This window comes from Streptomyces sp. NPDC042371, assembly GCF_056437465.1.
Genome location: NZ_JBWKAP010000015.1, coordinates 100,851 through 124,882 on the forward strand (window position 1 = coordinate 100,851; position 24,032 = coordinate 124,882).

The following is a 24,032-nucleotide window of genomic DNA, read 5'->3' on the forward strand; positions in this document are numbered from 1 at the left end:
CCGCCTCGTTCGCCGAGGTGGCAACCACCCCTGCGGGGTGATCCCGTCCCGTGCCGGGTCGGTCGACCCTGGGCGAATTCGGCGGGAGGACACCCATGACGGCGACCAAGCGCGGCGGTGAGGGGCGGTCATGGCGGAGTGGGCGGATCGGGCGGCTGGCCTCGGTGCTTCAGGGGGTTCCCGGGGGCCGCGCCATCATCACGTACCGGCGTGAGTGGCTGACGAAGGACATCGTCGCGGGGGTCGTGCTCACCACGCTCCTCGTGCCGCAGGGCATGGCGTACGCCGAACTCGCCGGGCTGCCCGCCATCACCGGGCTCTACACGTCCATCCTGTGTCTGCTCGGCTATGCGGTGTGCGGGCCCTCGCGGATCCTGGTGCTCGGGCCCGACTCCTCGCTCGGGCCGATGATCGCGGCGACGGTGCTGCCGCTCGTCGCCGCCGACGGCGATCCCGACCGTGCCATAGCCCTGGCGTCGATGCTGTCGCTCATGGTCGCGGCCATCATGATCCTCGCGTCGATGGCGCGCGTCGGTTACGTCGCCGAGCTGATCTCCAAGCCCACGATGATCGGCTACATGAACGGCCTGGCCGCGACCATCCTGATCAGTCAGCTGCCGAAGCTCCTCGGGTTCAAGGTGGATGCCGACGGGCTGATCGACGAGTGCGTGGCCGTGGCCGAGGGGCTCGCGGACGGGAAGGCGGTCGCCCCGGCCGTCGCGATCGGGTGCGGCGGGATCGTACTGATCCTGGCGCTGCAGCGGTGGCTGCCGCGGGTGCCCGCCGTGCTCGTCATGGTGGTCCTGGCGATCGGCACGGTGGTCGTGTTCGATCTGGGGGAACACGGGGTCGCCCTCGTCGGTGTGCTGCCGGAGGGTTTTCCGCCGCTGACGCTGCCGCACATCACGTCCGACGACGTCGGTCCGCTGCTCGCCGGTGCCCTGGGCATCGCCGTCGTCTCCCTCGCCGACACGATCTCCAACGCGTCGGCGTTCGCGTCCCGCACGGGCCAGGAGGTGCGCGGCAACCAGGAGATGGCGGGCGTGGGGGCGGCGAACCTGGCCGCCGGGCTCTTCCAGGGCTTTCCGGTCAGTACGAGCGGGTCGCGTACGGCGGTGGCGGAGCGGGCCGGGGCACGTACCCAGCTGACCGGTGTGGTCGGGGCGGCGCTGATCGTGCTCATGCTCGTCCTGGCGCCGGGGCTGTTCCGGCACCTGCCCCAGCCCGCGCTGGCGGCCGTCGTCATCACCGCGTCGCTCTCGCTGGCCGACGTGCCGGGCACGGTGCGGCTGTGGCGGCAGCGCAGGATGGAGTTCCTGCTGTGCGTCGCGGCGTTCCTCGGGGTCGCGCTGATCGGTGTGCTGCAGGGGATCGCGGTGGCCGTGGGGCTCTCCGTGCTGAATGTCTTCCGTCGGGTCTGGTGGCCGTACGGGACGGTGCTCGGCCGGGTTGAGGGCCTCCCGGGCTATCACGACCTGCGCTCCTACCCTGCCGCCGAGCAGATCGCGGGACTGGTCGTCTACCGCTTCGACGCCCCGTTGATCTTCGCCAACGCCAAGACCTTCCGCGACGAGGTGACGCGGCTCTCGCGGTCGGATCCGGCGCCGGTCTGGATCGTGATCGCGGCCGAGCCGATGACCGACGTGGACACCACCGCGGCCGACGTGCTGGAGGCGCTCGACGAGTCCCTCAACGCCCGCGGAGTGCATCTCGTCTTCGCGGAGCTGAAGGACCCGGTACGGCGCAAGATCGAGCGGTACGAGCTGACGCGCACCATCGATGCGCGGCATCTGTTCCCGACTCTGGAGGCCGCCGTCACCGCGTTCCAAGACCGGTGACGGCGCCACGCTCACATAGGCAGTGCCTGGTGCTTGGCTCGGGTGTACTCCGCCTCCGTGAGCGCCCCGCTCCGGTGCAGCTCAGCGAGCCGCTCCAGCTCCCCCGCGCTGGCGACCGACGACGACCCCACGGGGTGGTTGCCGAAGGCCGACATCCGGGAGGCCTGGTTGCGCCGCCCCATCCCGGAGCCCTGGGAGATGACGTACAGGAGCACGCCGAGCAGGGGCAGGACGAGCACGAGCAGCAGCCACAGGGCCTTGCGCACGCCGTTGAGGTCTTCGTTGCGGAAGATGTCCACGACGATGTGGATCACGATGGCGAACCACATCACCCACAAGAAGAAGAAGAGCATGGTGAGGAAGACGTCAAACACCGGGTAGTCGTCCACGGCAACCCTTCCGTCGGTCCGATGAGGACCACCTTCGGGGGCGCCGCCCGGGGCCGTATCACCCTTGCAGGGCGAACCGGCCCCGTGTCGCCCGTAGTGGGCGACGTGCCGGGGCCCGCGCGGCGCCAGAGTGGTCCGAAGAGGGCTTGGCGTCACAGCTGCGAGGGGGCACCGTCATGCTGACCGCCGTGCGCGCCCGGCCGCTGGCGGCCCGTATCGTCCGGCAGCTCGCGGCCGTGAACATCCCGGATCTCGCCACCCGGCTCGCGGCGCAGACCTTCCTCGCCGCGCTGCCGATGCTCATCGCGGTCGCGTCCTTCTGCCCGCCCGGCTGGCGGCACGAACTCCGCAGGTCGCTGGGGTCCTTGTTCGGTTCGGGCAGCGCCCAGGCCGCGATGTTCGACGAGGTGTACGCGGGCGGGCCGCAGGCCATGCACAGCTGGGGAGCGGTGAGCGTGCTCATCGCGCTGCTGTCCGCCACCGCCCTGTCCAGGACCCTGCAGCGGCTCTGCGAACGCTGCTGGCACCTGCCGCCGTCGGGCGTGCGGATCCTGCTCTGGCGCTGGGGTCTCTGGCTCTTCGTATGGCTGACCGCCCTGTTCCTACAGGGCTTGATGCACGACGGGTTCGGCGCGGGTCCGGTCCTGGGGATTCCGCTGCAGGCCGTCGGTGCGGTGCTGATGTGGTGGTGGACGCAGCATCTGCTGCTCGCCGGGCGCGTGCCGTGGCGCCCCCTGCTGCCGGGCGCCCTGCTGGCGGGCGCGGGCGCGGTCGGGTTCTCCCGGGTCGCCACGTTGTGGCTGCCCGTGGCGCTGCAGCGCAGTGTGGAGCGTTACGGGCCGCTCGGCTCGGTCTTCACGCTCCTGTCGTGGCTGATCCTCTTCTCCATGATCATCGCGCTCGGCATCGCCCTCGGCCAGGTGTTCGCCCAGGAGGAGCCGGTGCGGCGCGTGCTGCGGATCCCCGCGGTGCCGTCGGGCGGTGTCACGTCGACGCCGACGACACGGTGACCCGGCCGCTGACCACCGCGTCGGCCAGGGCGCGGTGGTCGCGCTCGTTCTGGTCCGCGTAGCGCTCGGCGAACTCCGCGAGGGCACGGTCGAACCGGTCGGAGGCGCCCAGGTACGCCGCTATGGCGATGCGGTCCCCGGAGCGGGCGTGGGCGCGTGCCAGGGCCGCCCCGGCCAGCCGCCCGAACATCCGCATGACCTTCGGCGTCATGCCCTCGGCCTTGGGGATGGCCTTCCAGTCGCACAACTGCCGGATGTAGAAGTCCCGTTCCCGCCCGTCGAGGCCGGACACCCGCTCCCAGCCGAGGAACATGTCGCTGGTGGCCTGCATCAGGCGTTGCCCGGATACGACGCGTTCCCCCTGGTTCGCATAGGCGCTGGCCTCGCAGTACGGCGCGAGCGACGACTCCTCGGCCTCCTTGGCCTGCAGGAACAGCGGGTCGCCGGCGTCCCGCCCGAGAAGCAGGAGCACCCAGCAGCGGGTGCCGACGCTGCCGACGCCGACCACCTTGCGGGCCATGTCGACCACCCGGTACTGCGCGAGGAGCGCGCGCCGGTCGGCGGGGAGCGTCAGGCTGTAGCGGGCGACGAGCTCCCTCAACTGCCGCTCCAGCTCGGACCGTTCGACCTCTGGGAGGAGATCGGAGAGCGGCGTCACGAGCGGCGCGTCGGGCGCGATCCGCAGGTCGTCCCCGACCCGGTGGACGAGCTTGTCCAGGGACTGGAGGTGGTCGCGGCCCCTGGCCTTGGCGAGGGTGCGCGACAGACGGCGCTGGGCACGGGGGCGCAGCTCCCCGGCGAGCCTGCCGTACAGGTCGTCGGCGTCGATCCGGGCGTACCAGACGTCGAGGTGGCGCATGCGGGCGAAGCCGCGCATCGCCTCCCGGTAGGAGCGCACCGTGTCACGGACCACGCGGGCCCGCTCCGGTGTGCTGAAGCCGTTGGCGCGGCCCGCGATGGCGAGGCTGGCCGACAGCCGCTTGACGTCCCACTCCCAGGGCCCGGGCAGCGTCTCGTCGAAGTCGTTGACGTCGAACATGAGATGGCGCTCCGGCGAGGCGAGCAGCCGGAAGTTCAGCATGTGCGCGTCCCCGCACAGCTGGGTGACGATGCCGCTCGACGCCGTCGTCGCCAGGTCCATCGCCATCAGGGCGGCGGCTCCCCGGTAGAAGCGGAACGGCGATTCGAGCATCCGACCGTACCTGATGGGCACCAACTCCTGCAGCCTGCGGGCCGACTGACGCTCAATCACCTCGACCGGGTCGGGCCGGCCCGGTGCCGGGGCGAATTCGGCGTGGCCGGAGCGCGGCACCGTGGTGCGTGCGGTCCGGCCGCGCGTGGCGCACTCCTGCGGAGTGGGATGTACGTGCCTGCCCTCGGTCATGGCCCGCCCCTCTCTGACGCGGCAGATACTGGGACGGCACCGATGCTCGGTCCTGCGTCCCGCCCCGGCGTCACCCCGCAGGTGTGAGGTGGTGCCCGTCCGCGCCCTGCACCGTGGCGCCATGAATCCGACGCTGGCGCAGCGCCGTTGGCTGGCGCGTGCGTCCTTGGCATCGATCCTCGTCGCGGGGCTGGCCCTGGGTGTGTTCGCCGGTGCGCGGACCATCGGGCTGCTGGCCGTCGGCCTCGTCGGCCTGGTGCTCGTGGCGGCCGGACTGTGGTGGAGCCTGGCCAAGGAGGGCACCCTGCGGGTGCTTGCCGTGGTGCTGACGCTCGGGGCGCCCGTGTGGGTTCTCGTCGCGTACACCCGCGCCCATCTGACCTGGGTCGCCGCCCTTGCGGTCGCCCTGTGGCTGGTGGCGGTCGCCACGGGCCGCGCGGCGCTCGTACGGGACGAGGGTCCTGCCCCGATGCCCGAGCATCCGGCGCCGTCCGTGCGCCACCCCGTACTGATCATGAATCCGCGGTCGGGCGGCGGGAAGGTCCGCCGGTTCGAACTGCGGGAGCGCGCGCAGGGACTCGGCGCCGAGGTGCTGCTTCTGGAGTGGCGCGACGGGAGCGACGTGGCCGACATGGCCCGCAAGGCCGCGGCCGAGGGCGCCGACCTGCTCGGGGTCGCGGGCGGCGACGGGACGCAGGCGCAGGTCGCCGAGGTCGCCGCCGCGCTCGGCCTGCCCTTCCTGGTGATCCCGGCAGGCACCCGCAACCACTTCGCCCTCGACCTGGGGCTGGACCGGGAGGACCCGTCGAAGGCGCTCGACGCGCTGCGCGACGGCGTGGAGCTGCACGTCGACCTCGGCAGCGCGGGCGGTCTGCCCTTCGTCAACAACGTCTCGTTCGGCGCCTATGCCGAGGTCGTGGCGAGCCCCGCGTACCGGGACGACAAGACGCGTACGGCGCTGCGGCTGCTGCCCGACATGCTGGCGGGCCACGAAGGGCCACGGCTCTCCGCGCGCGCAGGTCACACGGAGTTCGCCGAGCCGCAGGCACTGCTCGTCAGCAACAACCCTTACGGGACCGGGGACATCGCGGGGCTCGGCCGCAGGTCCCGGTTGGACAGCGGGGAGCTGGGCTGTGTCGGGGTCAAGGTGACGAGCGCCGCCCAGGCCGCCGGGCTGCTGCGCGGACGGCGTGCCGCCGGTCTCGTACGGGCGACGGCGGCGCACGTGGTGGTCGACGCCGACCAGGACCGGATCCAGGTCGGTGTCGACGGTGAGGCCGTGTCGCTGCGGGTCCCCGTGCGCTGCGAGGTGCGGCCGCTGGCCCTGCGGGTGCTCGTGCCGCGCCACCGCCCTGGTGTGCGCCGGGAGCGCCCGATGCTCGACTGGCGGCACATCGGCAGGCTGGCGCTGGGGCGCGGTCAGCGCCGCTGAAGCGCTGTTGAGGCGCTGTTGATAGCGCCGCGGCGTCTCACCTCGACGGCTCGTCCACGCCCAGGAGCCTGTCGGACACGGGACGCGCGTACCGGACCAGGGACCAGATCACCAGCACGTCGAGCGCGATCATGACGACGCACCACACGGGGTAGAACGGCACGAAGAAGAAGCACTCCAGGGCGCTCAGCGCCGCGACCACGACACCCACGGCCCGCGACCACAGGTGCCCGCTGAGCAGGGTGAGCGCGGCTGCAAGGACGATCATGCCCATGATCAGGTGGAGCCAGCCCCAGGCCGTGACGTCGAGTGCGTAGGGGTAGTCGTCCAGCTGCACGAAGAACGCGTCGTTGATGATCGCCGCGAACCCCGCGATGGCGTGATAGCTGCCGACGATCGTCAGTACGCACACGGAGAACACCACGGTGGTGACCGCGAGCCGCCCCGCTGCGGGCTTCTCGGGCCGGGCCTGTTCAGCCATGACCGCTCCCTCCTCTTCCGGTGGGGTTGGAGCGTCGCCCCGACCGCCCCCCGAGCGGTTCACCCACGGCAGGCGAGATGCGCGGCCGGTCCCGAACACAGTCACCTGGCCGGGGTGAGGCCGCCCGGGACAGGCCCGGAAGAATGGCCGCACGGGCAGGAACCGCAGGAGGTGAGGCCATGGGCACCGCTCAGCCGGGCGCGGGCTCCGGGCGATCCGAACGGCTCCCCGAGGGCGGCAGGTTCGAGATCCGGGTGCGCGGCACGCTCGGCGAGGGCCTCCGGTCGGCCTTCGCCGAACTCACGGTCACGCTGCGTCCCGCGGAGACCGTCATGTACGGGGGCGGTATCGACCAGAGTGCGCTGTACGGCATTCTCGACCGCATCCAGGCGTTGGGACTCGAACTCCTGGAGGTACGCGGTCTGCCCCCGCCCACTAGGGCCGAAAAGCCTTCCGGATAGGCGGTCAGGGCCCTTCCCGAAGCCGCGGAGAACGGACACGTTGGGTATGTGCTGCCTGCCAGCAGGAAGGTGCGGACATGCCCGCGGTAACAGCGTTCCCCATTCCCGTGACCCACGACGGCCGGGCGCCGACGGTACGGCCGTCGGCCCCGGGCCGCAGGGCCCGGCTGCGCAGGGCCCTGTGTGCGTCCCGGCACGCTCCGGGCGGCACGGACGCCGTGGAGACGGCCTGCCTCGTGTGGCTGGCCGGGGTGCTCGTAGAGATCGCCGCGACGGCCGGAGACGCACGCACCGCGATGGTGCTGGTGGACGAGGCGTCGGCGACCCTGGCGGCGGTGCCCGGCGCGGTGCCCTCCACCGCGCCCCTCACCGCGCCCTTGGCCCAGCCGCTCACCGTGCCGCTCACGCGACGTGAACTCGTCGTGCTGCGGGAGCTGCGGGCGAACGTGCCGTTGCGCGGGATCGCCGACAACCTGCACGTCTCCCTCAACACCGTCCGGAGCCAGACCCGCTCCGTGTACCGCAAACTCGACGTCGGTTCCCGCGCCCAGGCGCTGTACCGGGCGCGCGAACTGGGCCTCCTCTGATACCCGTCAGAGCAGTTGGAGTTCCCGCGCCCGCCGGACCGCCGCCGATCGGCGGGACACGGAGAGCTTGCGGTAGACGCTCTTCAGATGGGTCTTCACCGTGTTGACCGAGAGGTAGAGGTCCTCCGCGATCTCCTCGGTGGTCATCATCTGCGACAGCCGCCCCAGCACGTCCCCCTCCCGTGCGGTGAGCCGTTCGACCGGGGCGTCGGCCGTGCCGTGGCCGCCGTCGGCGGGGTCGGGGTGGTGTGTCCTGGCACGGGGCGTTTCGAGCGTGGCCGCGCAGGCCCGCACCAGGGGCTGGCGCAGCGTCGGCGGCAGCCACGGGCCGACGGTGCCCACGAGTGACTCGGGCGCCGCGGGCAAACCCTGCTCGGCGATGTTGACCAGCCGTCCGACCAGGGTCGCGACCCCCGTGGTGAAGGGGTCGGGCAGCGCGTGGAGCGCGGCCCGCACGTGCCCCAACTCGCTCCGGGCCAACGCCGGTTCGCCGCGTGCCAGGCCGACCCATGCGCGTACGACAAGGAGCGTGGCGTTGGAGCTGTCCCGCGCGGTCCAGGTGGGCAGGGGCGGCCGGGTCGCGAGCGTGGCGAACTCACCGGCCGCCCGGAAGCGTCCGCGGAGCGCTTCGAGCAGGGCGAGCTCCACCAGGCAGCCCCGGCGCAGGGCACCGTTCTCGGTGGCTCCCGCGGCCTTGAGGCCGCTCGTGAGCAGGGGCTCGGCCCCCTTCAGGTCACCCGCGCGCAACTCCGAGCGGCCCAGCACGAACAGCGTCAGCGCCTTGATCTCCGGCCGCTCGGCCAGCGGGTGCGCGGGCAGCCGTGCGCACAGCGCCTTGGCCTCGGCGGCCGCGGCCCGCGCGGCGGCGAGGTCCCTGGAATGCTCCGCCGCCATCCGGATCACCGCGTGGGTGAGCCGGCACCTGAGCGCCCGGTCGCCCTCGCCGTCCGGCAGCCGGTCGATCAGCCGGGCCGCCTCCTCCAGCGTTCCCGCGAGCGCTTCGGCGTCCGTGTGCTGCACGGCCGCGGCGACGAGCACGGGTTCGGGCTCGTCCGTCCGCACCTCCGCGGGGGCCCACGGGCCCAGAATGTCCGGCAGCCGTGTCGCCGTCAGGCCCAGGAGCTGTCCGATCCCGAGCTGTCCGACCACCAGACGGCTGGCGTAGTACCAGTCGTCCGCCGCGAGGGCATGGCCCACCGCCGCCGCGAGGCACCCGTGTTCGGCCAGCCAGGCGGCGGCCCGCCGGTGCACACCGGCGACACTGCCCGGCAGCTCGTGCTGGAGCCTCAGCTGGAGCACGTCGGCGAACATCCGGTGGCAGCGGAACCACCCCTGCCCCAGGGGCTGCAGGAAGGAGTTCTGCCGTACGAGAGTGGCGAAGTACCTCCCCGCCTCGGCCCCGGCGACCTCGTTGGCCAGCTCCGCGTTCACGTCCTCCAGAACGCTGGTCGTCAGCAGCAGACGGCGCATCTCCGGGGACTGGGCGTCGAGCACCTCCTCGACCAGATACGTCACGATCGCCTCGTCGTCGCCTGCGAACCGGGCGATGAACTGATCGGGATGGAGCTGTCCCTGCATCGACATCGCGGCCAGCCGGATGCCCGCCGCCCAGCCCGCGGTACGCCGCCGCAGCGCCCTGATCACGTGGCGGCCGACGTCCAGGCCGTGCTGGGAGAGCAGGGACGCGGTCTCCGTGTCGGTGAACGCCAGGTCGGCGGTGCGCAGTTCGGTGAGTTCGCGGGCGAGCCGGTAGCGGTGCAAGTGCAGCGGCGGGTCCCGGCGCGACAACACGACCAGGCGCAGCATGGACGAGGTGTGTCTCAGGAGGCTGACGACGCCCTCGGCCAGCGGTGAGCCCGGCTCCGGCTGGAAGTCGTCGAGCACCAGCACGACCGGTGTGCCGCGCTGCGTGAGCTGCGCGGACAGGCGTGCGACGAGCAGTTCGTTGACGGGCACGTCGTTGAACTCGGGAAGGTCCACTCCGGCGTCGCGCAGCGCGGCGAGGATCCGCGGCCAGAACACGTCCGGCCGCTCCTCGCGCCCCTCGCACCGCACACAGGCCACGGGACCGGGTGCGCGGCCGGTGTGCAGCCACTCCGTGGCGAGTGCGGACTTACCCGCACCCACCGGCCCCACGACCACGGTGAGCGGCCCGAGAACACCACGCGAGAGCCTCTCGGCGAGCCGGGGACGCGGCACGAGCCACCCCGGCAGGTCGGGCACGGCCGTGCGGGGCTCGGGCACGGCCGTGCGGGGTTCGGGCACGGTTGCTTCGGGTGCGAAGACGCTCTCGTCAAGCAGTTCCCCCAGGCGTTCGTCCATCGACGGCACCTCCCTCTCGGATCGGGTGGTGCTGGGAAGACGAGTCTGGGACCGACGGGTGGGACGGCACCCTCGGGGGGCGCCATCTCACCCGGGTGAAGTTTCCGTGCGCCCGGCGCGTGCCCGCTCCCCTGCAGGAGAACGGGCACGGCGCCGGACACCGGGCTCACTTGGCCTGGAGCGCCTCGATGAGTTCCTCCTCACGGTCCGAGGTGAGCGAGGTACGCAGGACGGTGGGGTTGAAGGGGCGTAGCGCCTCTCGTACCCGGTCCGGCGTCGAGCGGCGTACGAGCGCGAAGACCGCGGCCTTGCCGGGCTCCAGCGTGTTCGCGACCTCCTTGATGAAGGCGTCGTTCACCCCGATGTCGGAGAGCTTTCCGGCGACCGCGCCCGTGGCGGCACCGACCGCGGCACCGAACACCGGCATCAGGAAGAGCATGCCGAACAACGTCCCCCACAGGGCCCCGCCTGCCGCACCGGTCCCGGTGAGGCTGTAGCTCTGGCGCACATGGACCTTGCCGTCCATGGTCCGCCAGGCGAGTGCGGCGTCCTCCAGGTCGAGCAGTTCCTGGCGCGACAGCTCCTTGCTGAGCCTCAGGACCGCTTCGGCCTTGTCCTTGTCCGTGAAGCCGAGCACGACTAGATCGGCCATCATTTCCTCCTGATCCGGGTCTTGTTCTTGTTCTCCGGTTCTTTCGCGGCCGTCTCGGGTTCGTGGGCCGTGTGGTGCCGGGGGGAGACGGGGTCGCCCCGCTGGTCCGCCGCGGCGACGAGCTCCGCCGCGATGGGCAGGAGCACCTCCTCGGTGAGGAACCCCTCGGCCACGGGGACGCCACCGGCATTGCGGATGGCGGCCCTCAGGTACTTCGCCCACACGTGCTCGAAGAGGATGAACGCCGCGGCGGAACCCGGCTCCAGCTCCCGGGCCGTCTCTGCGATCTCGGCGCGGGTGAGACCGAAGGCGTTGCCCTCGGACACGGACGGATACAGCTCTTCCGCTCCCCGCATGCTGTCGCGGGAGATGCCGAGCAGCGCGGCGACGGTGTCGCCCATGTTCTCGGCCTGGTAGTCGAGGGCGATCAGCCGTCCGTCGATCTCCTTCTGCACGAAGAGCATGTCGAGCACGCGGATCTGCCCGTTCGACTCCAGGATGATCAACTCTTCGATGACCCGGCCCTCGAACTTGGCGGAGGGGCCGAACTCGACCGTCAGCAGTTGTATGGGCCCGATGGTGCCCATCAGGACTCCCTTCCTCGAAAATCGACGGTTCGCTCTCATAAGGCCGCGCCCGGCCCCTCCCCACGTCACCCACCACAGGTGAAGGTCGCGCCACGGCCCTGCCCGACAGTGGGCGCCGGAGGTGCGACGCCATGGCCCACGGAGAAGCTGCGGACGACCGCACGACGACCGGCGCCCCCGGTGCCGGTGACGAACTGGAGCGGCTGCGCGCGGAGGTCGCGGACCTGCGGGCCAGCGCCGGGGCCCGCAGGAGCAGAAAGGTCCGGCTCCTGGTGGTCCGGCGCGTGACCGCCGCCGTACTGATCGCTCTCGCGGCCCTCCTCACCGTCACCTCGGTCATCGGCGTGTGGGGCGCGCGCACGACGCTGAGCACCGGGCGGTGGGTCGACACGGTGGAGGACCTGCCGAGCCACCCGGCGGTGAACAAGGCCGTGTCGGCCTATCTCACGGAGCAGATCTTCGACCAGCTCGACGTGGAGCAGCGGCTTTCGGAGGCCCTGCCCGACCGGGCGACGTTCCTCGCCCCGCCGGTCACCGGGGCGGTGCACGACTACGTGCGCACGTCGATCTCGAAACTGCTCGCCACCGACGAGTTCCAGAAACTGTGGAGCGCCACCAACCGCTCCGCGCACGAGCGGATCGTCTCGATCCTGGAGGACCGCAACAAGAACGTGCGGGCCGAGGGCGACACGGTCACGCTCAATCTGCTCCCCATGGTCAACAACGTCCTCAACACCCTGGAGGACCGGCTCCCCACGCTCTTCGGCAAGGACCTCGACCTGCCGCAGATCACCTCCGGCGAGATACCGCCCGGCCTGCACGACCGCATCGAGAAGGCGCTGGGCGTGACGCTGCCGGACGACTTCGGGCAGGTGCGGCTCTACGACCGCCACGAGCTGGGCCAGGTGCAGGATGCCGTGCTGCTGTTCAAGCGGGCGGTGTGGGGGCTCGTCATCGCCGTACCCGTCCTGCTCGCCCTCGCGCTCTGGGTCTCCCCGAACCGGCGGCGCACCGTCCTCCAGTTCGGTCTGTGGCTGGTGGTGGCGGTCACCGTGCTGACCAGCGTGTTGCGGGCGGTGCGGGACCAGCTCCTGAACCAGGTGCAGCCCGGCGCCTACCGGGAGGGGGTGCGCGACGTGCTGTGGACCGTGTTCGAGCAGCTGCGCGAGCGTGGCGCCCAGCTCCTGTGGATCGGTGTCGCCATCGCGCTGATCGCCTATCTCGTCGGACCGGGCAGGCTACCCGTGTGGCTGCGCCGCACCGTCGCCAAGGGCGGCCGGGCCTTCGGCGGGTTCGTCGCGCGGTCCGCGCACCGCGGCACGGGTGCGGGGGCGCGGCAGTGGATCCGCACCCACGCCGATGTGCTGCGGGTCGGCGGGCTCGTCGTGGCGGCCCTGGTCGCCCTGCTGCTCGCCTCGTGGACGGCGCTGCTCGTGGTGGCGCTGCTGCTGTTCGCGTACGAGGCGGGGATCACGCTGCTCGCCCGCGGCGAGGCCGAACCGAGCGAGGTCGAAACGAGCAAGGCCGAAACCAACAAGGCCGAAACCGGCAAGGACGCCTCACCCACCGCAGGTGAGGCCGGGCCCGGGCCCGCCACCGAGACTGACGCTGCCCAGGTCACCTCGCCGCAGGGAGGGAACCCATGAGCACACGCACGAGCACCGGGCAGATCGGCCCGCAGGGCGACGAGGAAGGCCGGTGGCGGCTCTGGGGCCCCTACCTGAGCGAGCGCCAGTGGGGCACGGTCCGCGAGGACTACAGCGACAACGGCGACGCGTGGTCGTACTTCCCGCACGACCACGCCAGGTCCCGGGCCTACCGCTGGGGCGAGGACGGTCTCGGCGGCATCTGCGACGAGAAGCAGCGCCTCTGCTTCGCCCTCGCGCTGTGGAACGGCCGCGACCCCATCCTCAAGGAGCGCGCCTTCGGCCTCACCAACGGCGAGGGCAACCACGGCGAGGACGTCAAGGAGTACTACTTCTACCTCGACAGCACCCCGAGCCACTCCTACATGCGCTATCTGTACAAGTACCCGCAGGCCGAGTACCCCTACAACGACCTCGTGGGCACCAACCAGCAGCGCGGGCGCGGCGACTTCGAGTACGAACTCATGGACACCGGGCTGTTCGCCGACGACCGCTACTTCGACGTGAGCGTCGAGTACGCCAAGGCCGCCCACGACGACGTCCTCGTCCGCGTCACCGTCGACAACCGCGGGCCCGACGAGGCGACCGTGCACGTGCTGCCGACGCTGTGGTTCCGCAACACCTGGTCGTGGTCCGTAGGCGCCGGGGGAGTCGAAGGTGTCGAGGGTGCCGGGGGAGCCGTGGCAGCCGACAAGCCCCGGATCGGCGTGGGCGGCAGCCCCCGCGGCACGGTGGCCCTCACCGCCGCGCACCACGAACTCGGCAGCTACGACCTGCGTTTCGGCGCCTCGGTGCCGCTCCTCTTCACGGAGAACGAGACCAACAGCGAGCGGCTCTTCGGCTCGCCCGGCGCGTCTGCGTACGCCAAGGACGGCATCGGCCGCCACGTCGTGGACGGGGAGACCGAAGCCGTCAACCCGGCGCAGGAAGGAACCAAAGCGGCCGCCCACTGGACGCTCACCCTGCCCGCGGGCGGCTCGACGACCCTGCGGATGCGGCTCGCCCCCACCGGCTCGCAGCTCTCGCTCGACCGCGACTTCGACGCCGTCTTCGCCACGCGGATCGCCGAAGCGGACGCCTTCTACGACGGTCTCGCGCCGGAGAGCGCGGGCGACGACGAACGGCGCGTGATGCGGCAGGCGTTCGCCGGGATGCTGTGGAGCAAGCAGTACTACTACTTCGACCTGGAGACCTGGCTGGCCGAGCACGGCCTGACCCCGTGGAGCCTGCCGCGGGGCGACACCCGCAACCGCGAGTGGTTCCACATGGTCAGCGACGACATCATCTCCATGCCCGACAAGTGGGAGTACCCCTGGTTCGCCGCCTGGGACCTGGCCTTCCACGCCATCGCCCTGTCGATGGTGGACGTCCGGTTCGCCAAGGAGCAGCTGGAGCTGCTCACCCGGGACGCCTATCTGCACCCCAACGGGCAGCTTCCCGCGTACGAATGGAACTTCAGCGACGTCAACCCGCCGGTGCACGCCTGGGCCGCGTACTTCGTCTACACGATGGAGCAGAACAGCACCGGCCACGGCGACCGGGAGTTCCTTGAGCGCACCTTCCAGAAGCTCCTGACCAACTTCACCTGGTGGGTCAACCGCAAGGACCCCAGCGAGCGCAACGTCTTCCAGGGCGGCTTCCTCGGCCTCGACAACATCGGCGTCTTCGACCGCAGTGCGCCCCTGCCGACCGGCGGCCAGCTCGAACAGGCCGACGGGACCGCATGGATGGCCCTGTACTGCCAGGCCATGCTGCAGATCGCCCTGGAACTCGTCGAGCACAACCCCGCGTACGAGGACCTGGTGCTGAAGTTCGTCGAGCACTATCTGTGGATCTCCGCGGCCATGGACCGCGTCGGCGACCTCGACGACGGGATGTGGGACGAGGAGGACGGCTTCTACTACGACGTCCTGCGCCTTCCGGACGGCCAGGCGGTCCGGCTCAAGGTGCGCTCCATGGTCGGGCTGCTTCCGCTGTGCGCGTCGACCGTCTTCCGGCCCTCCCAGCTCGCGAAGGTGTCCGGCCTTCGCGAGCGGCTGCACCGCTTCGCTACCCGCCACCCCTCGCTCTCCACCACCCTCGCCTCCGCCCAGTCGGGCTCGGCGGGCGGGCCGCGGCTGCTGTCGGTGATGGACGAGAAGAAGCTCCTCAGGGTGCTCGAACGCCTGCTGTCCGAGGACGAGTTCCTCGGCCCCCACGGCATCCGCGCGCTCTCCCGCCACCACGCCGAGCACCCCTACACCTTCTGGGTCGACGGCGAGCAGCACCAGGTCGGTTACGTGCCCGCCGAGTCCGACTCCGGAATGTTCGGCGGCAACTCCAACTGGCGCGGCCCCGTGTGGTTCCCGGTGAACGCCCTCGTCATACGGGCCCTGCTCAACCTGTACGGCTTCTACGGCGAGGACCTCACCGTGGAGTGCCCCTCCGGCTCCGGGGTGCGGATGACCCTCTACGAAGTGGCCGAGGAGATCTCCCGCCGGCTCGGCTCGACGTTCCTGCGCGGCCCCGACGGGCGCAGGCCCGTCTACGGCGGCCAGGAGAAGTTCCAGAACGACCCGCACTGGCGCGACCTGATCTCGTTCTACGAGTACTTCCACGGGGACAACGGCGCCGGGATCGGCGCCGCCCACCAGACCGGCTGGACCGGCCTCGTGGCCCCCCTGATGATGATCTTCGGGAGCAGTCGGCCACAGGACTTCCTGGCCGACCCCGGGGAGGAGACCTCATGACCGGGCTGCCCGCACAACCCGTCGTGCACGAAGTGAACACCCGCGTGTGGCTGCGCGAGCTCCAGCAGCGCACCGGCCCGCACACCGGCCTCGCCGACGTGCCCAAGGACGCCTGGGACCGGATCACCCCGCACGGCGTCGACGCCGTCTGGCTCATGGGGGTGTGGGAGCGGAGTCCGCAGGGCCGCTCCATCGCCCTGCGCGACGCGTCGCTGCGGGACGCCTTCGCCCGGGCGGTGCCGGACATCGCCGACGACGAGATCGCGGGGTCGCCCTACTGCATCCGCCGTTACGAGGCCGACGCGGCGCTCGGCGGCGCCGAGGGGCTCGCCGTGGCACGCGCCGAGCTCGACCGCCGCGGCGTCGGGCTGCTCCTCGACTACGTGCCGAACCACGTCGCGCCCGACAGCCCCTGGGTGGCGGAGCACCCCGAGTACTTCGTGCGGGGCACGGCGGAGGACCTCCGGCGCGACCCCGCCGCGTTCCTCGGCGCCGGGTCGGAGGTGTACGCGCGCGGCCGCGACCCCTTCTTCCCGCCGTGGCCGGACGTCGTACAGCTCGACGCCTTCGCGCCCGCGCTGCGCGCCGCCACCGCACAGGTCCTCACCGACATCGGCGGTGTCTGCGACGGGGTGCGCTGCGACATGGCGATGCTGCTCATGAACGACGTCTTCGCCCGCACCTGGGGGCAGTACGCCGGGCCGCCGCCCCAGCAGGATTTCTGGCCCACCGTCCTCGGCGAGGTCAGGCGTCAGCACCCGGGCATGGTCTTCGTCGCCGAGGCGTACTGGGACCTCGAATGGGACCTGCAGCAGCAGGGGTTCGACTTCTGCTACGACAAGCGGCTCTACGACCGCATCGTGCACGAGGACGCGGAGTCCGTCCGGCAGCACCTGCGGGCGCCGGTGGACTACCAGCGCCGCCTCGTACGGTTCCTGGAGAACCACGACGAGCCCAGGGCCGCCCGGACGCTGCCCGCGGACAAGGAGCGCGCGGCGGCCGTCACCATCGCGACGCTGCCCGGGGCCACGCTGTGGCACGAGGGCCAGTTCACCGGGCGCCGCACCCAGCTGCCCGTCTTCCTGGACCGGCGCCCCGAGGAGGAGCCCGACACCGCCCTGCGCGCCTTCCACGAGCGGCTGCTCTCCGCCGTCCACAAGAGCGGCATGCGCGGGGGCAGTTGGCGCCCGCTCGACAGCGAGGGATGGCCCGACAACCCCAGCCACCGCTCCGTGCTCGCCTGGAGCTGGACCGGCGCCCACGGGCGGTTCGCCGTGGCCGTGAACCACTCCGGGCAGCCCGCGCAGGCCAGGATCCGGCTGCCCTGGCCCGAACTGGGCGGCCGCGCCGTCCAGCTGACCGACCTCCTGGACGGCTCGCGCCACGAACGCTCCGGCGACGAGCTGCACGACCCCGGCCTCTACGTGGCCCTCGGGCCCTGGGGCACCCACGTGTTCGCCGTCTCCACCGACAGCGGCACCTGAGCGGCGGCACCCATGGCCGACCACGCCGCCCCGCCGGGGCCCACCACCACCGGACCTCGCCACGTCCTGCTCCCGCTGGCGCTCGCCCAGTTCATCTGCAGCTTCGCGGGCTCCAACATGAACGTGATGATCAACGACATCAGCGATGACCTGGACACCACCGTGCAGGGCGTCCAGACCGCCATCACGATCTTCCTCCTGGTGATGGCGGCGCTGATGATCCCGGGCGGCAAGCTCACCGACCGCTACGGCCGCAAGCGCTGCTTCCGGATGGGCCTGGCCGTGTACGGCGTCGGCGCGCTGCTCAGCGCGTTCGCCCCCGGCCTCGGCGTGCTCATCATCGGCAACTCCATCCTGGAGGGCATCGGTACGGCCCTGCTGATCCCGCCCGTGTACATCCTCGCCACGCTGCTCTTCACCGAGATGACCTCGCGGGCCAAGGCCTTCGGCGCCATCATGGCGATGGGCGGCATCGGGGCGGCCGCGGGACCGCTGATCGGCGGGCTCATCACCACCGCGATCAGCTGGCGTGCGGCCTTCGTGTTCCAGGCCCTGATCGTCGGGTTCATCCTCGTGCTGAGCCGTCGCGTGCCCGACCCGCTGCCCGCGGATCCGACCGCGTCCTTCGACATCCGCGGCGCGGTGCTGAGCGCCGTCGGCCTCATCGTCCTGGTCACGGGCATCCTGGCCGTCGACGACAACGGCTGGCTGGCCGCCGGGCTCCTCGCCGCCGGGGCGCTGATCCTCCTGTGGTTCTTCCGTGCGGCGCGCACCATGGAAGCGGCGGGCAAGGAACCGCTCCTGTCGGCGGACCTCTTCCGCAACCGCACCTCCAACCTGGGCCTGATCACCCAGCACGTGCAGTGGCTGGTCCTGATGGGGACGTCGTTCGTGGTCGCCGCCTATCTCCAGGTCGTCCGCGGCTACAACGCCATCGAGACCGGCGTGATCTTCACGGCGGCCACGGTGGGCCTGCTCGCCTCGTCCCTGGCCGCCGAGCGGTTCGCCAAGCGCAGGGCCCAACGGACGCTCATCATGGCCGGGTTCGTCCTCACCCTGGGCGGCATCGTCGTGCTGCTCGCCATGACGGGCGGCAGCGCCAGCGCCTGGGCCTCGTCCCCCGGACTGTTCCTCGTCGGAGTGGGCCTCGGCGTGATGCTGACCCCGTCGGTCAACATCGTCCAGTCGAGCTTCGCCGAGGACGAGCAGGGCGAGATATCCGGCCTGTCCCGCAGCGTCTCGAACCTGGGCTCCTCGGTGGGCACCGCCATCGCGGGCACCATCCTCGTCGCCGACCCCGCCCACGCCTACGCCGCCGCGATGATCACCCTCGCCGCGCTGGGCCTGGTCGGACTCGGCGCCGCGACGCTGCTGCCCGGCGGCACCGCCCCGAACGTGGCGACGACGCGGCCCGCCGGGGCGGGTTAGGGCCCCTGCCCCTAGGGCTCTTCTTCCGGTTCCGGCGGCTGCTGAGCGCGAGCAGCGCTCCTGCGGTACGAAGAGGCCCCCGGGCGGCTGCTGCGGTACGCGGCGACGCCCGGGTCGCGAGGCGTCCAGTCGTAGACCACCGTGCTCCGCACCAGGAGGTCCTGGACGGACGCGCACCGGCGGCTCAGCGGAATCCACAGCAGCCCCGCCGGGAGGGCGAGGCAGAGCGCGGCCCGCAGCACCGCGGGCGCCACCCCGAGCAGCCGCCCCGAACGGGCGCTCACCCGCAGGCCCATCACCTGGTCGCCCGCCGTACGCCCGGTCGTGACCCAGCTGCCCGCCGCGTAGCCCAGGGCGATCGCGGTGCCGCAGGCGGCCGTGACCCAGGAGGGCGGGTCGAGGATCTCGAACGGTGGCCCGGTCACCACCAACACGGCGGCGGACGCCCCCAGATGCAGGAGGACGCCGAGCAGCGTCACCACCAGCGCGTCGATTCCGGCGGCGAGGAGACGCGAGACGAGTCCGGCCGCCCGGCCCTGGGCCTGCCACGGCTCCCCCGGACCCGCCATCCCCGCGCCGCCGTTCACACCGGCCGGACGCGCGGTGGCCGGGGCGCTCCGGCGCGCTCGTCGCCCGCGCGGCGCAGCAGCCGGTCGGCGAGCTGGCCGACCAGCCGGTCGGCCCGGATGCCGCGCTCCCGCACGGCTTCGACGGTCTCGCGCGTCATGCCGCTGCCCGCCTCCCTGGCGATGTGCTGCACATCGATCTCCGCCAGGACGTCGACGACCAGGGTGACGAGGTCGATCCGGGCGATCACGGCGTCGATGTCGAGGCGCCGGGCGATGACGTCGACGTCGACCCGGTCCACGACCCGGTCCACGTCGACGCGCCCCACGATCCGGTCCACATCGACCCGGGACACGATCCGGTCCACGTCGACCCGGGACACGATCCGGTCCACGTCGACCCGCTCCACGACCCGGTCCACGTCGACGCGCTCCACGACCCGGTCCACGTCGACCCGCTCGACGACCCGGTCCACATCGACCCGGGACACCACGTCGTCGAGTTCGATGCGCCGGACCACGGCAGCGAGCACTTCCCGTACGACCGTGTCGAGACCGACGCCCGCGGCCCTGAGCACCATGCGCGGCACGATCAGCAGCGTGCCCACGATGTCGGGGCCTCTGTATGCGTTCACCTCGACATCGCACCGGATCGCGGGGCCGCCGCCATCCTCCCTGGCGGGTGAGTTCACGCCGCCGCGGGTCGTCCGTGGCTCACATGGGTGCCCCGTACGCCTTGTGCGCCTCGCGGTGGCCGTACGTGGCGAGGGACCAGATCACCAGGACGTCGAGCAGGATGATGAGGGCCGACCACACGGGGTGGTACGGCGTGAAGAAGAAGTGCTCCATCGCGCTCAGCCCCGCGATCACGATGCCGACGACACGGGCCCATGTGCGTCCTGAGAAGAGGCTCAGCGCCGCGGCGAGCACCACGACGCCGGTGAGCATCTCGACCCAGCCCCTGGTGTTGACGTCGAAGTCGTAGGAGTAGTTGTTCTGCGTCTCGTAGTAGTTGTCGCCCAGGATCGCGGAGAGTCCCGCGATGACGTGGTACGAGCCGACGAGGCCCAGCACGCACGCGGCGAACACCACCCCGCCGAGGGTGACCACACCGACGCGGTGCTCCGGCTCGGGCGGGGGTGCAGCGGGACCGGCCTGGCCCCGGGGGTACTGCTCAGCCATGTCGAACCTCCTCCTCGACGAAATCACGATGCAAGATCACGATGCGGAATCACGGTGCGGCCGCGCGTGCAGCCGTCGGCGGGCGGCGAGCTTGCCCAGCTCCCACAGGCCGAGGAGCGCGAGGGCGGGCAGCAGGGCCCAGCCGAACTGGCCGACGCTCAGCGGTGTGGTGTCAAGGAGACGGTTGAAGACTTCCATCTGGGTCACGACGACGGCGAGCGCGAACTCCCCGAGGAGCGTCCAGTTCAGCTGCTTGCTGTCGAAGGAGTCGGCGGTGAAGACCGTGCCCGTCTGGTTGCGGCATTCGAGGGCGGCGACCAGGAGACAGAGCGCGAACGTCGTGAAGGCGATGGAGTTGCCCACGGCCAGGCTGTCGTACCGCGACTCGCCGAGCTTGATCATGCTGAGCAGTCCGACGGTGAGGGCCGTCCCGACGAGCCCGACGGTGAGCATCAGGCCCGGGGTCATCACGGGTTCGCCGCGAGGGCGCGGGCGGCGGTTCATCAGGCCCGCGCTCACCCGGTCGAAGCCGAGGGCGAAGCCGAACGCCGCGTTGACGAAGAAGTGGATCCACAGCACCTGGGCGGGCGTGAAGGGCTCGCCGTCGGCGATGTCGAACAGCGTCGCGCCGAGGAACGTCAGCACGAAGGCGACGAGCAGCACGAGCACGAACCGGATGTACTTGGTGAGGTTGTCGTAGATCTTGCGGCCCTGCTCGACCGCGTGGACGATCGTGGCGAAGTTGTCGTCGGCCAGGATCATGCGTCCGGCGTTCCTCGTGACCTCCGTGCCCGACCCCATGGCGATGCCGATGTCGGCGGCCTTGATGGCCGGGGCGTCATTCACCCCGTCACCGGTCATGGCGACGACGTCGCCCTTCTTCTTGAGGGTCTCGGCCAGCAGCACCTTGTGCTCGGGGGCCACGCGCCCGACGACGCCGATGTCGTCGATGCGGGCCAGCCGCTCCCGCTCCGGCAGGGCCGCGAACTCGGCGCCGAGGATGGCCTCGCCCGGGATGCCGACCTGCTCGGCGACGGCGGCGGCCGTGATGACGTCGTCGCCGGTGACCATGCGGACCCGGATGTGGGCCGCCTGGGCCGCGGCCACGGCCTCACGGGACTCGGTGCGCGGCGGGTCGACCATGCCGACGAGGCTGGTCACCGTCAACTCCGTCATCAGGGACAGGAGATCGCCGTTGGGCGTGAACGCCGACGGGTCGAGGTCGCGGACCGCGGCGGCCATCACCCGGCGGCCCGCCCGCTCCATCCGCTCCAGCTCGCCCTGCGCCCGCTCGCTCAGGACCTTGTCGAAGGGGACGGCCGCGCCGTCCGAGAGAGCCGTGGTCGCGCGGGCCAGCACGGCCGGTGCCGCTCCCTTCACGAAGCAGCGCACCACCGTGCGCCCCTGCGCGTCCCGCGCTTCGTGGAAGGTCGCCATCAGCTTGTACGCGGGGTCGAACGGCAGCGTGGCGAGCCGGGGCAGGCGGGCGCGCGTGGCGTCGACGTCGAGTCCCGCCTTGTGGCCCAGTACGAGCAGGGCGCCCTCGGTGGGGTCGCCCACCACGTTGCCCGCCACCAGCGAGGCGTCGCTCGCGACGAGGTACGGCAGGATCGCGCCCTCGATGCTCGCGCTCGTCCCCGCGGCGTGCTGGATGCCGCCTGCCAGGCCGTAGCCCGTGCCCGAGACCGTGTAGCGGTCGCAGGGATCGACGACCTCCACCACGGTCATCTGGTTGAGCGTCAGCGTGCCGGTCTTGTCGGAGTTGATCGCCGAGGTGAAGCCCAGGGTCTCCACCGAGGGCAGATCCTTGACGATCGCGTGCCTGCGGGCGAGTTCGAGGCCGCCGAGGGAGAGGATCGTCTGCGTCACCGTGGGCAGCGCCTCGGGGACGGCGGCGATCGCCAGGGACACCGCGCTGATGAAGAGGGCGTCCCACGCGTCGCCCCGCTCCCGGCCCAGGACGAACATCATGAACATCGTCAGGCCCGCGGCCCCCACGATCCACAGCGTCAGCCGGTTCAACTCACGGGTGAGGGGCGACTCTTCGCGGGGCGTGGTCGACAGCATCCCCGCGATCCGGCCCAGCTCGGTGCCGGACCCGACGGCGGTGACCACGAGGACGGCGCTGCCGTGCGTCACCGGGGTGTTCATGAACGCCATGTTGGTCAGGTCGGCGGGCGTCGGCTCGATGTCCGGCGACAGCCGCACCGGTGCGGCGTCCTTGGCGGCGGGCACGCTCTCCCCGGTCAGGGCGGACTCGTCGATCTGCAGGGCGTTCGCCCGGACGAGCCGTCCGTCGGCGGGGACCTCGTCCCCCGCGGTGAGGAGGACGACGTCCCCGACGACGATCTCCTCCGCCGGGATCCTGGCCTCGGTGCCGTCGCGCCGCACCCGCGCGGTGGCCTTCGTCATCGCCTTGAGGGCGTTCATGGCGCTCTCGGCCTTGCCCTCCTGGCGTATGCCGATCACCGCGTTCAGCACGGTCAGGGCCGCGAGCACCACCGCGGTCCCCCACTCCTGGACGGCGAGGGACACCACCGCGGCGCCGACGAGAATGATCTGCATGTACGAGGCGTACTGCCCGAGGAACCGGTGCCAGCCGGACTGCGGCTTCTCCTCCGGCAGCGCGTTGGGGCCGTCCTCTGCGAGCCGTGCGGCAACCTGCTGAGCATCCAGGCCCGCCGCCGGGTCGACGCCGAGCTGCGCGGCGACCACGTCGGCGGAGTCCGCGTGCCAGGTGGTGGTCCTTGCGGGGGGCGGGCGGTGGCCGGGTGCGGGTGCAGGTGCCGTCATCGCTGCCGCCTCCCGTGGTTCCTGCCGCTCCGGTCGCCCTTGCCCCGCTTCTCGTGGTTGCCGCGGTTCCCGTGCTTCGGTCCCGCGGTGGCCGACGCCGCGTACGGGTCGGGCGCCGCACCCTCCGGGGCCTCGCTCTCCAACAGCACCTTCTCCCGCGCCAGTTCGCGTCGGCTCTTGTCGCCGATCTCCGGATAGCGCGGGTCGATGCCGATCAGGGTGTCGGCGAGGACCGCCGCCGCGCAGATGCGGCCGAACCACTTGCGGTCGGCCGGGATCACGTACCAAGGTGCCCAGGGAGTGCTCGTGGCGGCGAGCATCTCGGAGAACGCGGCCTGGTAGGCGTCCCAGAAGGTGCGCTCACGGGCGTCGGCCGCGGAGAACTTCCAGTTCCGTTCCGGGACGTCGATGCGCCGCAGGAAGCGGGTGCGCTGTTCTTCCTTGGACAGGTTGAGGAACAGCTTGACGACCCTGAAGCCGTTGTCGGTCAGATACCGCTCCCAGTCGTTGATCTCCCGGAAGCGCCGCCGCCAGACCGCCTTCTCCCCCTCGTCCGCCCCCGGTATCCCCTGCCGGGTGAGGAGTTCGGGGTGCACCCGCACGACGAGGACCTCCTCGTAGTGCGACCGGTTGAAGATGCCGATCTCCCCGCGCCGCGGCAGCCTGCACGCATAGCGCCAGAGGTAGTCGTGGCCGAGCTCCTCGGCCGAGGGCACCCGGAAGTTGTTCACGTGCACGCCCTGCGGGTTCACCCCGCTCATGACGTGCCGGATGGTGCCGTCCTTGCCTCCGGCGTCCAGCGCCTGGAGACAGACCAGCACGCCGTGCGTGCCCTGGGCGGCCAGGCGCCGCTGGTAGTCGGCGAGCAACTCGACGCCGACGCCCAGCAGTTCCTGGCCGGCCGCCTTGTTCTTGATCCCCGCCTTGTGGGCGGGGTCGAAGTCCTTGGCCAGGTTCACCTTCGCTCCGGGCTCGACCCGGAGCGGGGCGATGAACTCCGCGATCCGTCGGGCCTGCTTGTCCGACGTACGTTCCCGTCCGGCCTGCATGGCCCCTCCTGA

At 71.6% G+C, this 24,032-nt stretch carries 20 protein-coding genes; 9 read left to right on the top strand and 11 right to left on the bottom strand.

Translation table 11 applies throughout. From position 1 onward, the window contains the following. Positions 1-95: 95 nt before the first annotated feature. On the top strand, positions 96-1,838 hold the full coding sequence (locus AC068B_RS34690; protein ID WP_478675491.1) for a SulP family inorganic anion transporter: 1,743 nt from the start codon (positions 96-98) through the stop codon (positions 1,836-1,838). 11 nt (positions 1,839-1,849) lie between these two features. On the opposite strand, the gene AC068B_RS34695 is transcribed toward AC068B_RS34690, so the two are convergent. After that, positions 1,850-2,227, bottom strand: a complete 378-nt coding sequence (locus tag AC068B_RS34695; RefSeq protein WP_478675492.1) for an SHOCT domain-containing protein — start codon at positions 2,225-2,227, stop codon at positions 1,850-1,852. A gap of 176 nt (positions 2,228-2,403) precedes the next feature. On the opposite strand from AC068B_RS34695, the gene AC068B_RS34700 reads away from it, so the two are divergent. Further along, a complete protein-coding gene (locus tag AC068B_RS34700) occupies positions 2,404-3,237 on the top strand; it encodes a YhjD/YihY/BrkB family envelope integrity protein (RefSeq protein ID WP_478675493.1) in 834 nt (277 codons plus the stop codon). Here the strand turns inward: AC068B_RS34700 and AC068B_RS34705 are convergent. Beyond that, on the bottom strand, positions 3,212-4,621 hold the full coding sequence (locus AC068B_RS34705; protein ID WP_478675494.1) for a DUF2252 domain-containing protein: 1,410 nt from the start codon (positions 4,619-4,621) through the stop codon (positions 3,212-3,214). The genes AC068B_RS34700 and AC068B_RS34705 overlap by 26 nt on opposite strands. A 121-nt stretch (positions 4,622-4,742) precedes the next feature. Here AC068B_RS34705 and AC068B_RS34710 point away from each other — a divergent pair, with 121 nt between their 5' ends. Further along, positions 4,743-6,053 (top strand): diacylglycerol/lipid kinase family protein, encoded by a 1,311-nt coding sequence (locus tag AC068B_RS34710; protein ID WP_478675495.1) that lies wholly within the window; start codon positions 4,743-4,745, stop codon positions 6,051-6,053. 37 nt (positions 6,054-6,090) lie between these two features. On the opposite strand, the gene AC068B_RS34715 is transcribed toward AC068B_RS34710, so the two are convergent. Beyond that, positions 6,091-6,534 (bottom strand): DUF7144 family membrane protein, encoded by a 444-nt coding sequence (locus AC068B_RS34715; protein ID WP_468565472.1) that lies wholly within the window; start codon positions 6,532-6,534, stop codon positions 6,091-6,093. Between the two features lie 179 nt (positions 6,535-6,713). Here AC068B_RS34715 and AC068B_RS34720 point away from each other — a divergent pair, with 179 nt between their 5' ends. Both AC068B_RS34720 and AC068B_RS34725 read left to right on the top strand, forming a co-directional pair. Then, on the top strand, positions 6,714-6,995 hold the full coding sequence (locus tag AC068B_RS34720; protein WP_468565473.1) for a hypothetical protein: 282 nt from the start codon (positions 6,714-6,716) through the stop codon (positions 6,993-6,995). A gap of 77 nt (positions 6,996-7,072) precedes the next feature. Next, on the top strand, positions 7,073-7,582 hold the full coding sequence (locus tag AC068B_RS34725) for a response regulator transcription factor (RefSeq protein ID WP_478675496.1): 510 nt from the start codon (positions 7,073-7,075) through the stop codon (positions 7,580-7,582). A gap of 6 nt (positions 7,583-7,588) precedes the next feature. Here AC068B_RS34725 and AC068B_RS34730 read toward each other — a convergent pair whose 3' ends face one another. From AC068B_RS34730 to AC068B_RS34740, 3 genes are all read right to left on the bottom strand, one after another. Continuing rightward, a complete protein-coding gene (locus AC068B_RS34730) occupies positions 7,589-9,904 on the bottom strand; it encodes a winged helix-turn-helix domain-containing protein (protein WP_478675497.1) in 2,316 nt (771 codons plus the stop codon). A gap of 166 nt (positions 9,905-10,070) precedes the next feature. Next, positions 10,071-10,559 (bottom strand): DUF1269 domain-containing protein, encoded by a 489-nt coding sequence (locus AC068B_RS34735; RefSeq protein ID WP_478675498.1) that lies wholly within the window; start codon positions 10,557-10,559, stop codon positions 10,071-10,073. Beyond that, positions 10,556-11,143: a DUF1269 domain-containing protein gene (locus AC068B_RS34740; protein ID WP_478675499.1), complete on the bottom strand. Its 588-nt coding sequence runs from the start codon at positions 11,141-11,143 to the stop codon at positions 10,556-10,558. The genes AC068B_RS34735 and AC068B_RS34740 overlap by 4 nt, the downstream gene beginning before the upstream one ends. A gap of 131 nt (positions 11,144-11,274) precedes the next feature. Here AC068B_RS34740 and AC068B_RS34745 point away from each other — a divergent pair, with 131 nt between their 5' ends. From AC068B_RS34745 to AC068B_RS34760, 4 genes are read left to right on the top strand one after another with little or no spacing between them, the layout of a single operon-like run. After that, the gene (locus AC068B_RS34745; protein WP_478675500.1) at positions 11,275-12,789 is read left to right on the top strand and encodes a hypothetical protein; all 1,515 of its coding nucleotides are present in this window, start codon (positions 11,275-11,277) and stop codon (positions 12,787-12,789) included. Beyond that, entirely contained in the window at positions 12,786-15,518 is a 2,733-nt protein-coding gene (locus AC068B_RS34750) for an MGH1-like glycoside hydrolase domain-containing protein (RefSeq protein ID WP_478675501.1), read from the top strand. Before AC068B_RS34745 ends, AC068B_RS34750 begins: the two co-directional genes overlap by 4 nt. Continuing rightward, positions 15,515-17,002: an alpha-amylase gene (locus tag AC068B_RS34755; protein ID WP_478675502.1), complete on the top strand. Its 1,488-nt coding sequence runs from the start codon at positions 15,515-15,517 to the stop codon at positions 17,000-17,002. The genes AC068B_RS34750 and AC068B_RS34755 overlap by 4 nt, the downstream gene beginning before the upstream one ends. Before the next feature lie 12 nt (positions 17,003-17,014). Next, a complete protein-coding gene (locus AC068B_RS34760; RefSeq protein ID WP_478675503.1) occupies positions 17,015-18,430 on the top strand; it encodes an MFS transporter in 1,416 nt (471 codons plus the stop codon). A gap of 11 nt (positions 18,431-18,441) precedes the next feature. Here AC068B_RS34760 and AC068B_RS34765 read toward each other — a convergent pair whose 3' ends face one another. The 5 genes from AC068B_RS34765 to AC068B_RS34785 all read right to left on the bottom strand — a co-directional run bounded on the left by AC068B_RS34765 (position 18,442) and on the right by AC068B_RS34785 (position 24,020). Next, entirely contained in the window at positions 18,442-18,999 is a 558-nt protein-coding gene (locus AC068B_RS34765) for an RDD family protein (RefSeq protein WP_478675504.1), read from the bottom strand. A gap of 14 nt (positions 19,000-19,013) precedes the next feature. Further along, complete coding sequence (locus tag AC068B_RS34770) at positions 19,014-19,631, bottom strand: hypothetical protein (protein WP_478675505.1); 618 nt, start codon at positions 19,629-19,631, stop codon at positions 19,014-19,016. 79 nt (positions 19,632-19,710) lie between these two features. After that, positions 19,711-20,178, bottom strand: a complete 468-nt coding sequence (locus tag AC068B_RS34775) for a DUF7144 family membrane protein (protein ID WP_478675506.1) — start codon at positions 20,176-20,178, stop codon at positions 19,711-19,713. 36 nt (positions 20,179-20,214) lie between these two features. Beyond that, entirely contained in the window at positions 20,215-22,971 is a 2,757-nt protein-coding gene (locus AC068B_RS34780; RefSeq protein WP_478675507.1) for a cation-translocating P-type ATPase, read from the bottom strand. Next, positions 22,968-24,020, bottom strand: a complete 1,053-nt coding sequence (locus tag AC068B_RS34785; protein WP_478675508.1) for a polyphosphate kinase 2 family protein — start codon at positions 24,018-24,020, stop codon at positions 22,968-22,970. Before AC068B_RS34785 ends, AC068B_RS34780 begins: the two co-directional genes overlap by 4 nt. Between the last annotated feature and the right edge of the window lie 12 nt (positions 24,021-24,032).

Excerpts from the sequence above, each read along its gene's own strand:
- AC068B_RS34690 (WP_478675491.1), top strand. The coding sequence starts at position 96 with ATGACGGCGACCAAGCGCGGCGGTGAGGGGCGGTCATGGCGGAGTGGG.
- AC068B_RS34700 (WP_478675493.1), top strand. The coding sequence starts at position 2,404 with ATGCTGACCGCCGTGCGCGCCCGGCCGCTGGCGGCCCGTATCGTCCGG.
- AC068B_RS34705 (WP_478675494.1), bottom strand. The coding sequence starts at position 4,621 with ATGACCGAGGGCAGGCACGTACATCCCACTCCGCAGGAGTGCGCCACG.
- AC068B_RS34710 (WP_478675495.1), top strand. The coding sequence starts at position 4,743 with ATGAATCCGACGCTGGCGCAGCGCCGTTGGCTGGCGCGTGCGTCCTTG.
- AC068B_RS34715 (WP_468565472.1), bottom strand. The coding sequence starts at position 6,534 with ATGGCTGAACAGGCCCGGCCCGAGAAGCCCGCAGCGGGGCGGCTCGCG.
- AC068B_RS34720 (WP_468565473.1), top strand. The coding sequence starts at position 6,714 with ATGGGCACCGCTCAGCCGGGCGCGGGCTCCGGGCGATCCGAACGGCTC.
- AC068B_RS34725 (WP_478675496.1), top strand. The coding sequence starts at position 7,073 with ATGCCCGCGGTAACAGCGTTCCCCATTCCCGTGACCCACGACGGCCGG.
- AC068B_RS34730 (WP_478675497.1), bottom strand. The coding sequence starts at position 9,904 with ATGGACGAACGCCTGGGGGAACTGCTTGACGAGAGCGTCTTCGCACCC.
- AC068B_RS34735 (WP_478675498.1), bottom strand. The coding sequence starts at position 10,559 with ATGATGGCCGATCTAGTCGTGCTCGGCTTCACGGACAAGGACAAGGCC.
- AC068B_RS34740 (WP_478675499.1), bottom strand. The coding sequence starts at position 11,143 with ATGGGCACCATCGGGCCCATACAACTGCTGACGGTCGAGTTCGGCCCC.
- AC068B_RS34745 (WP_478675500.1), top strand. The coding sequence starts at position 11,275 with ATGGCCCACGGAGAAGCTGCGGACGACCGCACGACGACCGGCGCCCCC.
- AC068B_RS34750 (WP_478675501.1), top strand. The coding sequence starts at position 12,786 with ATGAGCACACGCACGAGCACCGGGCAGATCGGCCCGCAGGGCGACGAG.
- AC068B_RS34755 (WP_478675502.1), top strand. The coding sequence starts at position 15,515 with ATGACCGGGCTGCCCGCACAACCCGTCGTGCACGAAGTGAACACCCGC.
- AC068B_RS34760 (WP_478675503.1), top strand. The coding sequence starts at position 17,015 with ATGGCCGACCACGCCGCCCCGCCGGGGCCCACCACCACCGGACCTCGC.
- AC068B_RS34765 (WP_478675504.1), bottom strand. The coding sequence starts at position 18,999 with ATGGCGGGTCCGGGGGAGCCGTGGCAGGCCCAGGGCCGGGCGGCCGGA.
- AC068B_RS34775 (WP_478675506.1), bottom strand. The coding sequence starts at position 20,178 with ATGGCTGAGCAGTACCCCCGGGGCCAGGCCGGTCCCGCTGCACCCCCG.
- AC068B_RS34780 (WP_478675507.1), bottom strand. The coding sequence starts at position 22,971 with ATGACGGCACCTGCACCCGCACCCGGCCACCGCCCGCCCCCCGCAAGG.
- AC068B_RS34785 (WP_478675508.1), bottom strand. The coding sequence starts at position 24,020 with ATGCAGGCCGGACGGGAACGTACGTCGGACAAGCAGGCCCGACGGATC.